The organism is Xinfangfangia pollutisoli (genome assembly GCF_020179405.1).
Classification (GTDB): Bacteria; Pseudomonadota; Alphaproteobacteria; order Rhodobacterales; family Rhodobacteraceae; genus Pseudogemmobacter; species Pseudogemmobacter pollutisoli.
Window position 1 is genome coordinate 1 of the sequence record NZ_JAICBZ010000111.1, and the last position, 10562, is coordinate 10562.

A 10562-nucleotide genomic window follows, 5' to 3' on the forward strand; every position below is an offset into this window, starting at 1 on the left:
CGGCGCGGCCGGGCGGAAGGCGCGATCCGCCGCCATCTGCTGCCTGCGCCAAGCCTGCACCCCTTGCCCCCTTCCGCCAAGACCCCGGCCTGCCTGCGCCCGCGATGCCGGCCCTGTCAAGGCCGGCGCTCAGACCGCGGGCCCATCCTGTCCCCGCTTCGGGATCAGCGGCGCGACGGATGCGACCACATCGCGGCCCATCGCGCCGCCCAGTTCGGTGGCCACCAGCATCTCGCCCTCGCGCCGCGCCAGCCCGCGGTCCAGCGCATGCAGAACGACGCGCCGCACCTCGGGCCGCTTCCAGCGCAGATGGGTCTCCAGCGCGCTGACGGCGTTTTCCTCGGTCACGCGCGGGCCGTCGGCATGGGCGAGAAGATGGGTCATCAGCGTGCGGCAGGCGAAATCCAGCCGCTCGGCCCGGCGGCGCGCCAGCGTGGCGATCACCCCCTGGCGGGGTGCTGCCACCAGCGCCAGCGCGAAGAACACCCCCGTCATCAGCGCCATCATCCCGCCGATCGACACATCCAACGCCACCGCCGCCACCTGGCCCGTGAAGGCCGAGGCCATGCCGATCCCGGCGGCCAGCGCCACCATCAGCGCCAGGCTGTGGGTCAGCAGATAGGCGGTCGCGGCCGGCACGATCACGAAGGCCACGAACAGGATCGCCCCCACCGCATCGAAAGCCGCAACCGCGGTGGCCGAGGTCAGCGCGAACAGCCCCCCCAGCACCGCGCCGGGCCGCAGCCCCTGCAGCGCCGCGAAATCGGGGTCGAAGACCGCCAGCTTCAGCGGCTTCCAGAACAGCAGCACATAGGCCAGGTTCAGCGCGGCGAAGACCGACAGGTTCACCACCGCCTGCGGGATCTCAAGCCCGGCAACCGGCAGCGTATCCAGCCAGACGAAACCGATCTCGCCCAGCAGGACCGTATCGGTGTCCAGATGTATCTCGCGCGCATAAAGGTTGATGATCAGTACACCTGCGGCAAACAGCGTCGGGAAGACCAGGCCCATGGCGGCATCATTGTGCAGCCGGCGCGTGCGGGTCAGCGCCTCGATCAGCAGCACGGTCAGCAGCCCCGCCGCGGCGGCGCCGGCGATCTGCACCGGGCCCGAGATCTGGCCGGTGACCAGCCAGGTCAGCGCGATGCCGAAGACGATCGCATGGCTGATCGCATCGGTCATCAGGGCCGATCCGCGCAGCACCAGAAAGCAGCCGGGCAGGGCGGCGGCCAGCGCGACCAGCAGCCCGGTCAACAGGATCATCGCATCGGGATTGGCGAAAAACGCGCTCATTTCCGCCCCCTCAGCAAGCCGCGGCGCGGCGACAGGACCAGCGACAGCAGCACAAGCCCCGCCGCGACCAGCACGATGACCGGGCCGGTGGCCAGACCGCGGGCCGAGGCCGACAGGAAGGCGCCGGCGACGCCCGCGCCCGCCCCCAGTGCGGCCGACAGCAGCACCATCGGCAAAATACTGTCCACCCATTGCCGCGCCGCGACCGCAGGCGCGATCAGCAGCGCCACCATCAGCACCACGCCCACGACCTGCAGCCCGGCCACGATGGCAACGGCGGTGATCGCGGCCAGCAGTGCCTCGATCGCGTCGACCGGCCGGCCCAGCGCGCGGGCATAATCGCGGTCGAAGGCCACAAGCTTCATGTCGCGCCAGAAGATCGCCAGCAGCGCCAGGGTCATCAGCGCCAGCACGCTGAGCAGCGCCACATCCGAGGACAGCATCGCCGCCGCCTGCCCGAACAGAAAGCTCGACAGCCCGGCCTGACCGGCGCCGCCGGCATGCTGGATATAGCTGAGCAGCACCACGCCCAGCGCGAAGAAGGTCGACAGCACGATCCCCATCGCGGCATCGGGCTTAACCTTGGTGAAGCGCTGGATCGCCTGGATCAGCCCTGCCGCCAGCAGCCCCGCAATCAGCGCGCCGGCCAGAAGGGCGGGCAGGCTGCGTTCCTGTGCCACCAGAAAGCCGATGCAGATCCCGGGCAGGGCGGCATGCGACAGCACATCGCCCATCAGGCTTTGCCGGCGCAATACGGCAAAGGGCCCCAGCGCCCCGGCCAGCCCGCCCAGAAGGGCGGTGCCCAGGGCCACGGTCAGAAGCGGGCTCATGGCGCAAGCCCGTGATCGGCGGGGTCCAGAACGGCCAGCTGCCCGCCATAGGCCGCGCGCAGATTGTCGCGCGTATAGGTGGTTTCCACCGGCCCCTGCGCCACGACCCGCTTGTTCAGCATCACCAGCCAGTCGAACCAGCGCTTTACAGTGGAAAGATCATGGTGAACCACGATCACCGTCTTGCCCTGGTCGCGCAGCCTTTGCAGCAGGGCGATGATCGTGGCCTCGGTCGTGGCATCGACGCCCGCCATCGGCTCGTCCAGGAAATACAGATCGGCCTCCTGCACCAGGGCGCGGGCGATGAAGACCCGCTGCTGCTGGCCGCCCGAAAGCTGGCCGATCTGCCGGTCGGCATAATCCAGCATGCCCAGATCCGACAGCGCCTGAAGCGCCTTTTCGCGCTCGGCCTTGCCGGGGCGGCGGAACAGGCCCAAGCGGCCGTAAAGCCCCATGGTGACGACGTCGATCACGGTGGTCGGGAAATCCCAATCGACCGAAGACCGTTGCGGCACATAGCCAACCCTGGCGCGGGCCTGGGCAAGCCGCTGGCCGAAGAAGCGCACATGGCCGGCGGCGGGGCGCACAAGGCCAAGGCAGGATTTGATCAGCGTGCTTTTGCCCGAGCCGTTCGGGCCGACAATCGCCGCCATCACGCCGGGCGGAATGTCGATATCGGCATCCAGCAGCACCGGCGCGCCGCCATAGCCCACGGTCAGATCCTCGACATGCAGGGCAAGCTGCGGCTCGTGCAGAGGGGAATCGGGGGTGGTCACGGTCAGCCCTCCGGCCAGGGGGCAAGGGTTCCGCCCAGGGCGGTGGTGATCGTCGACACATTGTGCCGGATCATGCCGATGTAAGTGCCGTCCGGGCTGTCGGCGGCGCCCATCGAATCGGAATACAGCTGCCCGCCGATCTGTACCGTGCCGCCCCGGGCCGAGACCGCCTGCAACAGCGCCTGAATCGTGCGCGGGTTGACCGTGCTTTCGACGAAGACCGCCGGAACCTTGGCCGCGACGACCGTTCCGGCCACCGCGTCGATATCGGCGATGGCGGCTTCCGAGGTGGTCGAGATCCCCTGGATCGCCGCCACATGCAGCCCATAGGCGCGGCCGAAATAGGCGAAGGCGTCATGCGCGGTCACCAGGGTGCGCTGCGCCTCGGGGATGGTCTCCAGCGAGATCCGCGCCCATTGGTCCAGCGCCGCGATCTGCGCCTCGATCGACGCGGCATTCTGGGCGATCTGCGCGGCGCAATCGGGCCGGGCCTCGGCGAAGCTGGCGGCGATCACCGGCACCGTGCCTTTCCAAAGGCCGGGATCCATCCAGACATGCGGGTCGGGCAGGTCCTTCGCCGTCAGACGCTGGTCTTCGGGCACGGCGCCTTCCGAAACGGCGACGACCGGGCGGCTTTGGCCCAGCTTGGCCAGAACCTCGCCCAGCTGGCCTTCCAGATGCAGCCCGCCATAAAGGATCAGATCCGCCCCCTGCAGGGCGCGCAGATCCGACGGCGCGGGGGTGAAGAGATGCGGGTCCGTCCCGGGGCCCATCAGGGTGCTGACCTGAACGCAATCGCCGCCCACCTGGGCGGCGATGTCGCCGATCATGCCCACCGTCGCCAGAACCTGCAGCGGATCCTGGGCATGGGCGGGCAGTGGCGCAAGAAGCAGAACGGCGGCGGCAAGTGAGATGCGGGGCATGGTCTGGCTTTCCGTAAGGATACAAGGGCAGGATAGATGCAGTTGAGAAGCATTTGCAAGTAGAGAGGTTGTGAAACCCGCCCTTTCCGCGCTTTCTCATCTGCGGGTTCCCTGTTGCGAAGCTGCATGATAGGCTGCGGGGATGAGAAAGCCTGCCGACAAGACCGAAAGAATGACCCATGCGCTGCGCGAGAATGGCGTGCGCGTGACCCGCCAGCGCGAGGCGCTGCTGCGCGTCCTCAGCGAGGCGGGCGATCACCCGGATGCGGCCGAACTGCATCGCCGGGCGCAGGCGGTGGATGACAGCCTGTCGCTGGCCACGGTCTATCGCACGCTGACGGTGCTGGAACGCGAAGGCGTGGTGCATCGGCATTCTTTCGAAACCGGCGGCGCGCGCTTCGAAGTGGCCGATCCGTCGCATCACGATCATATCGTCGATGTTGACAGTGGAGAGATCATCGAATTCCACAATGAGCGGATCGAGGAACTGCAGCGCCAGATCGCGGCCGAGATGGGCTATGAGATCGTCCACCACCGGCTGGAACTGTATTGCCGCAAGAAATGACGGCCGCGCGATCTGACGCCCACGCCAGGGCCGGGTGCGACCGGCCGGATCAGGGTGTCAGGCGCGGGGCGTCCAGCAGGGCGGCGATTTCGCGGCGGAACGGCAGCACGTCGCCGGGCAGGCCGGTATCCGGCGCATCCAGCCCCTCGGCCCAGGCGCGGCCGGCATAGGTGGCCCAGGCGATCGGGCCGGGGGCCGCGCAATCGCCGATCCTTTGCAGGCTGCGGATCCCGGCGCCCTGCCAGTCCAGCGCCGCCGCCGCATGGTACAGCGCATCTGTCGGCCGGCGCGCGGTGACATAGACCAGCGCCTCGGCGGGAAGGGTCGAGGTCTGGCCGGTCCAGCAACAGCCGAGGGTGATTTCCCGCGCGCCCACGGCTTCCGGTGCCTTGGACATGTGGATTGTCACGCCGATCTCCAGCAGCCGGCGCATGATCCGGGCCTGTTCCAGCGTGTTCTCGGCCCATTCCGCCACCTTGGCGGCCGGGGTGATGAAATCGACGCTGCAGCCCCGGGCGACCAGAAGCTCGGCCAGGACCGAGCCCATGTAGAAGTGATCGTCATCATACAGCGCGACGCGCTGGCCGCTTGGCCCGCTGCCCGCCATCAGATCATCGGGCGTATAGACCGGCATGGCCGGATCGGTGGGGATCGGCGCCAGATGCAGCCGCGCCACCGCATCGGGGCGCCAGCGCGCGCCGGTGGCGATGGCAATATGCTGGGCGTCGAGCGTCAGCAGGTCTTCGGCGGTCAGCGCCGAGTCGCGATAGATCTGCACATGGGCCATCGGCTGCAACTGGCCGATCCGGTAATCGGCGACGCGGCCCCAGGCCGACAGGCCGGGCAGAGCGCGTTCGCGGCTGACCCGGCCGCCCAGGGTCGCGCCCGCCTCGGCCAGCGTCACGCGATAGCCGCGTTTCGCCGCCTGCAGCGCCGCTTCCAGCCCGGCGGGCCCGGCGCCCACCACCAACACATGCTCGGCCGCGCCCTTTATGCGCGCGCGTTCCGGATGCCAGCCCTTGCGCCATTCCTCCATGAAGGCGGTGTTCTGGGTGCAGCGGCTGATCCCCTGGGTCATGTCGCCCGAGACGCAGATATTGCAGCCGATGCATTCGCGGATGTCTTCATAGCGGCCCTCCTGCACCTTCACGGGCAGGAACGGGTCGGCGATCGAAGGCCGGGCGGCGCCGATGAAATCCAGGACGCCCGAGCGGATCTGGCGCACCATTTCATCGGGCGAGGTGAAGCGGCCGACGCCCACCACCGGCTTTGAGGTCAGCGCCTTGATGCCGCGCACCAGGTCTTCCTGCGCCGCCTCGGGGGTGAAGCGCGAGGTGCCGGAACAGTCTTCCCAGGTGCCCTGGGCCAGATCCCACAGATCGGGCAAATCGGCATGCATGGCGATGAAATCGCGCAATTCCGCGTTGGAAAAGCCCAGGGCGCCGGCTTCATGCAGCGACAGGCGCAGGGTCAGCGCCATCTCGCCCCTGGTTTCCTCGCGGAAGTCTTCCACCACCTCGCGCAGGAAACGCGCGCGATTTTCCAGGCTGCCGCCATAGGCATCGGTGCGGTGATTTGTGGCGCGCGACAGGAAATGCTGCAGGATGCCGAAGCCATGCGCGCCATAAAGGCAGACCAGATCGAAGCCGGCCCGCTGGCTGCGGCGAAAGGCGTTGCGGAACCAGCGGCGCAGGTTCCTGATATCGTCAAGATCCATGGTCCGCGCCTGCACCGGGTCCGAAGTGAAGGTCAGGATCGGCCCGCCGGTCACCGCCAGCGGCACTTCGCGCGAATAAAGGTTCGGCCCGTTGATGCCGGAATAGGCCAGTTGAATCCCCGCCAGCGCGCCATGGCTTTTCATCGCCTCGGCCATGCGGGCCAGCGCCGGAATGTCGCGGTCGTCCCAAAGGTGTTGCTCGATGAAGGGGGTGATTTCCGAGGTCGGGTGGATCTCGGTCTGCTCGGTGAAGATCACCCCCCAGCCGCCCTCGGCCTTGGTGCGGCGCATCTCGACCACGGCGGAAGGGTCGCGATAGCCGCCGCCATTGCAATGCGGCACCTGATAGAAACGGTTCTTCGCGGTCTTCGGGCCGATCTGCAGCGGGGTGAACAGCAGGTCATGGGCGGGCGCGCGCATCGGATCAGCCTTGTGTCAGCGAAGGGGGCGGCCAGCTCTGGCGATACCCCTGCAAATGTGCCACCAAGGCTAATCCAGACCATGCTGGGGGTATATACCCCCGAAGAGGTATGATGCCCGATCCCGCCGATCCAACCGAAGCGGCGCTGGTCCAGGCGATCCGGCTGCTGCAGCGCCCTGGGTTCGAGCCGGCGCTGGCGGCGCTGTTCGCGCATATGGTCGCGCCCGACAATCTGATCGTTCTGGCCTTTCCGCCGGCCGGCCCGCCCGCGGTGCTGTTTCGCCAAAGCGCGGGGCCGCAAGTGTTTGGCCGGCTGGAAAGCGACTATATGTCGGGGGCTTATCTGCTGGATCCCTATCACGCGCTGGCCCAGCGCCGGGCGCCTGCGGGCCTATACCGCCTGCATGACGTGGCCCCCGACGCCTTTCCGCGCAGCCGGTATTTCACCGAATATTACCGCCAGACCGGGCTGATCGACGAATTGGCCTATCTCGCCTATCCGGCGCCCGGCCTGTCGCTGACCCTTTGCCTTGGTCGCGATGGCGCCTCGGGCCGGGCCTTCAGCCCCGCCGAGACCCAGGCCTGCCGCCGGCTGGCGCCGGTGATCCTGGCGCTGGTCGAACGGCATTGGGCGGGGCTTGCCCCGGCCGGTACAGGCGCCGCCGCACCGGCCTGGCACGAGGCGCTGTCGGCGCGCGGTCTGGCACTGACCCCGCGCCAGGCGGAAGTGGCGCTGATGATCCTGCAGGGCCATTCCACCGGCGCGATCGGCCTGGTTCTGGGGCTTAGCCCGCAGACGGTGAAGGTGTTCCGCCGGCAGCTGTACCAGCGCTGCGGCGTCAGCAGCCAGGCCGAGCTGTTCGCGCTGCTGCTGCCACTGCTGCGCCCGAGCTGACCGCCGCCGCCGCGCTTAGATCTCTTTCACCAGCCGCAACGCGTCATAGATCGCGGCATGGGTGTTGCGCGATTCCACCGCATCGCCGATCCGGTACAGCCGGAACCCCTTGGGCCCGCGGCCCTCGGGCTGCGGCCGCCCCTCGATCAGCGCGGTGTAATCGACCGCGCCCAGGTTTTCCGATTGCGGCTTCAACTCGAAATACAGATCGGCATTCGGCGCCGTGCCATGGTTGACCACGACCTGGTCGAAGTCCCGCGTCTCGCTGCGGTCGCGCAGGTAATCCGAGCCGACAACGGCCGTCAGTTGGTTGCCCGCGCGCCGCACGGCGCCAAGCCGATAGGTCACGGTGAAGCGGGTCTTGCCGAATTGCAGATTGCGCAGATAGGGGACAAGGTTCATCCCCATCACCTCGGGCGCGAAGCTGCGGTCGGGCGTCATCACCTCGACCGTCGCCCCGGCCGCGGCCAGAACCTCGGCCGCCTGCAGCGCGGCATGATCGCCCGCATCGTCGTAAAGCAGCACATTCTGCCCGGGCTTCACATCGCCCGACAGGATGTCCCAGGCGGAGACGACCAGATCGGCGCCTTCGGTCAGGTCGGGCAATTGCGGCAGGCCGCCGGTGGCCACGATCACCACATCGGGGGTTTCGGCCAGCACATCGGCAGCCTCGGCCCAGGTGTTGAAGCGGAACTGCACCCCCGCCGCCTCACATTGCGCCATGCGCCAGTCGATGATGCCGATCATCTCGGCCCGGCGCTTTGACTGCGCGGTCAGCCGGACCTGGCCGCCCGGCCGGTCGGCGACCTCAAACACCGTCACCCGATGCCCGCGCGCCGCGGCGACCCGCGCGGCCTCCAGCCCCGCGGGGCCCGCGCCCACGACGACCACGGTCTTGGCCTGCGCGGCGGGCGCGATGTCATGCGGCATCGTCTCTTCCCGGCCGGTGGCGGCATTGTGGATGCACAAAGCCATGCCGCCCTGATAGATCCGGTCCAGGCAATAGGTGGCGCCGACGCAGGGGCGAATCTCATGCTCGCGCCCCTCGGCCAGTTTCCGCACGATATGCGGATCCGCGATATGGGCGCGGGTCATGCCGACCATGTCCAGCAGCCCCGCGGCCACGGCATGCCGCGCCGTGGCCACATCGGGGATGCGGGCGGCATGGAAGGTGGGCAGGCCCACCTCGGCGCGGATCCGTCCGGCCAGGTCCAGATGGGGCGCGCTGCGCATGCCCTGCACCGGGATCACATCGGTCAGCGCCGCGTCGGTATGGATGCGGCCCTTGATGATGTTGACGAAATCGACCAGGCCAGATGCCTTGAACCGCCGCGCCATTTCCAGCCCATCCGCGGCCGGAATGCCGCCGGCTTCGTCCTCATCCGCGACATAGCGCATGCCCAGCAGGAAGCCCGGACCCACCCGCTTGCGGCAGGCCTGCAGCACGTCGAAGGCAAAGCGCAGCCGGTTGTCGAGGCTGGAGGCGTCATAGGGCCCTTCGGGCATGGCATTGGTCAAAGGGCTGATGAAATTGTCCATCAGATGGCCGTAGCATTCGAATTCCACCCCATCGAGCCCGGCCGCCTTCATCCGTTCCGCCGCATCGGCGTAATCGGCGATGACCCGGTCGATGTCCCAATCCTCGGCCACTTTCGGAAAGGCGCGATGCGCCGGTTCGCGCGACGGGCCCGCGCCCAGAACCGGCAGCCAATCGCCCTTGTCCCAGCGGGTGCGCCGGCCCAGATGGGTGATCTGGATCATCACTGCCGCGCCCGCCTCGTGGCAGTCATCGGCCAGCCGCTTCATCCACGGCACCACCTCGTCCTTCCAGACCAGCACATTGCCGAAAGCGGGCGGGCTGTCGCGGCTGACGCTGGCCGAGCCCGCCGTCATCACCATCGCGACCCCGCCCTTGGCGCGCTCCAGATGATACAGCCGGTAGCGGTCCTTCGGCATGCCGTCTTCGGTATAGGCCGGCTCATGGCTGGTGGTCATGATCCGGTTGCGCAGGGTCAGCGGGCCCAGGCGATAGGGCTGCAGAAGCGGATCGTTCGACAGGGCAGGGCTTTGGGCAGAGCTTTGGGCAGACATACGGCGGCCTTCTTTCGGGTTGCCGGGCAAGATTAGCGGCGGATCGGGTCCGGGCCGGGCCGGATGCGACCGATGATGTCGGATTTGTCCGGTGAAGCGGGCGCATCCGCGGCGAAATGCCGGGCGGGGCGGCGGGCCCGGGCCCGCATGCGGAAAGATCGGGCGCCCGAAGGATCTTGGCCGCGCCCTGGGCCCGGCGGGCCGGGCCGGGCTGCAACGGAACGTTGACAGCTGGGCCTGTTCGGAAGCAGCTTGTTTGCACACGAACGATCCGCGGAGCCAGGGATGGGATTTCACCAAGCTCAGACGCTCGATCACGCGCTGGCGCTTGCAGGGCAGGGCGCCCGGATCCTGGCCGGCGGCACCGATCTCTATCCCGGCACCGGCGCGCGTCTGACAGGGCCGGTCGTCGATATCGCCGGCCTGTCCGATCTGCGCGGCATCACCCGGTCGCAGGGGCTGTGGATCGGCGCCTGCACCCCCTGGACCCAGATCGCCGAGGCCGATCTGCCCCCTGCCTGCGCGGCGCTGCAACAGGCGGCGCGGAAGGTGGGTGGGCGGCAGATCCAGAATGCCGGCACGATCGGCGGCAATCTGTGCAACGCCTCGCCCGCGGCCGATGGCGTGCCGCCGCTGCTGGTGCTGGAGGCGCAGGTCGAAATCGCCGGGCCGCAGGGGCTGCGCCGGTTGGCCCTGGCGGATTTCCTGCTGGCCCCGCGCCGCGTGGTGCTGCAACAGGGCGAGATACTGACCGCAATTCACCTGCCGCAAGCGGCGCTGTCCGGTCGGTCAGCCTTCGAAAAACTGGGCGCGCGGGCCTATCTGGTGATCTCCATTGCCATGGTCGCGGTCCGGCTGGAAACAACGGCCGATCGGATCACCGCGGCTGCGGTGGCGGTCGGTGCCTGCGGCCCGGTCGCCCGGCGCTTGCCCGCGGTCGAGGCGGCGCTGTGCGGCCTGCCCGAGGTGATCGCCGCGGCAGTGTCGGGCCTGGCCGCGCCGCCTTCCGCCGATCGCCTGATCGCCCATGTGGTGATCAGGCCCGGCGCGC

9 protein-coding genes are annotated in these 10562 nt (G+C 68.6%); 3 read left to right on the top strand and 6 right to left on the bottom strand.

The genetic code is table 11. From position 1 onward, the window contains the following. Window positions 1-129 precede the first annotated feature (129 nt). From K1Y73_RS19965 to K1Y73_RS19980, 4 genes are read right to left on the bottom strand one after another with little or no spacing between them, the layout of a single operon-like run. The gene (locus K1Y73_RS19965) at window positions 130-1293 is read right to left on the bottom strand and encodes a metal ABC transporter permease (RefSeq protein WP_225030053.1); all 1164 of its coding nucleotides are present in this window, start codon (window positions 1291-1293) and stop codon (window positions 130-132) included. Then, on the bottom strand, window positions 1290-2123 hold the full coding sequence (locus K1Y73_RS19970) for a metal ABC transporter permease (RefSeq protein WP_225030055.1): 834 nt from the start codon (window positions 2121-2123) through the stop codon (window positions 1290-1292). Before K1Y73_RS19970 ends, K1Y73_RS19965 begins: the two co-directional genes overlap by 4 nt. Further along, the gene (locus K1Y73_RS19975) at window positions 2120-2899 is read right to left on the bottom strand and encodes a metal ABC transporter ATP-binding protein (protein WP_225030056.1); all 780 of its coding nucleotides are present in this window, start codon (window positions 2897-2899) and stop codon (window positions 2120-2122) included. The genes K1Y73_RS19970 and K1Y73_RS19975 overlap by 4 nt, the downstream gene beginning before the upstream one ends. Before the next feature lie 2 nt (window positions 2900-2901). Then, the gene (locus tag K1Y73_RS19980) at window positions 2902-3822 is read right to left on the bottom strand and encodes a metal ABC transporter solute-binding protein, Zn/Mn family (protein ID WP_225030057.1); all 921 of its coding nucleotides are present in this window, start codon (window positions 3820-3822) and stop codon (window positions 2902-2904) included. 142 nt (window positions 3823-3964) lie between these two features. Here K1Y73_RS19980 and K1Y73_RS19985 point away from each other — a divergent pair, with 142 nt between their 5' ends. After that, window positions 3965-4387, top strand: coding sequence for a Fur family transcriptional regulator (locus tag K1Y73_RS19985; RefSeq protein ID WP_225030058.1), 423 nt, complete (start codon window positions 3965-3967; stop codon window positions 4385-4387). 49 nt (window positions 4388-4436) lie between these two features. Here the strand turns inward: K1Y73_RS19985 and K1Y73_RS19990 are convergent, their stop codons facing one another. Further along, window positions 4437-6524: an oxidoreductase gene (locus K1Y73_RS19990; protein ID WP_225030060.1), complete on the bottom strand. Its 2088-nt coding sequence runs from the start codon at window positions 6522-6524 to the stop codon at window positions 4437-4439. A 113-nt stretch (window positions 6525-6637) separates the two neighbouring features. Between K1Y73_RS19990 and K1Y73_RS19995 the strand changes: the two genes are divergently transcribed. Further along, entirely contained in the window at window positions 6638-7420 is a 783-nt protein-coding gene (locus K1Y73_RS19995) for a helix-turn-helix transcriptional regulator (protein ID WP_225030062.1), read from the top strand. 15 nt (window positions 7421-7435) lie between these two features. Here K1Y73_RS19995 and K1Y73_RS20000 read toward each other — a convergent pair whose 3' ends face one another. Further along, on the bottom strand, window positions 7436-9478 hold the full coding sequence (locus K1Y73_RS20000) for an NADH:flavin oxidoreductase (RefSeq protein ID WP_225030066.1): 2043 nt from the start codon (window positions 9476-9478) through the stop codon (window positions 7436-7438). Window positions 9479-9796: 318 nt separating this feature from the next. Between K1Y73_RS20000 and K1Y73_RS20005 the strand changes: the two genes are divergently transcribed. Next, on the top strand, window positions 9797-10562 hold a 766-nt coding region (locus K1Y73_RS20005), incomplete at its 3' end, for an FAD binding domain-containing protein (RefSeq protein ID WP_225030064.1).

Bases quoted from the DNA above. Each gene is read 5' to 3' on its own strand.
- K1Y73_RS19965 (WP_225030053.1), bottom strand. From the start codon at position 1,293: ATGAGCGCGTTTTTCGCCAATCCCGATGCGATGATCCTGTTGACCGGG.
- K1Y73_RS19970 (WP_225030055.1), bottom strand. From the start codon at position 2,123: ATGAGCCCGCTTCTGACCGTGGCCCTGGGCACCGCCCTTCTGGGCGGG.
- K1Y73_RS19980 (WP_225030057.1), bottom strand. From the start codon at position 3,822: ATGCCCCGCATCTCACTTGCCGCCGCCGTTCTGCTTCTTGCGCCACTG.
- K1Y73_RS19985 (WP_225030058.1), top strand. From the start codon at position 3,965: ATGAGAAAGCCTGCCGACAAGACCGAAAGAATGACCCATGCGCTGCGC.
- K1Y73_RS19990 (WP_225030060.1), bottom strand. From the start codon at position 6,524: ATGCGCGCGCCCGCCCATGACCTGCTGTTCACCCCGCTGCAGATCGGC.
- K1Y73_RS19995 (WP_225030062.1), top strand. From the start codon at position 6,638: ATGCCCGATCCCGCCGATCCAACCGAAGCGGCGCTGGTCCAGGCGATC.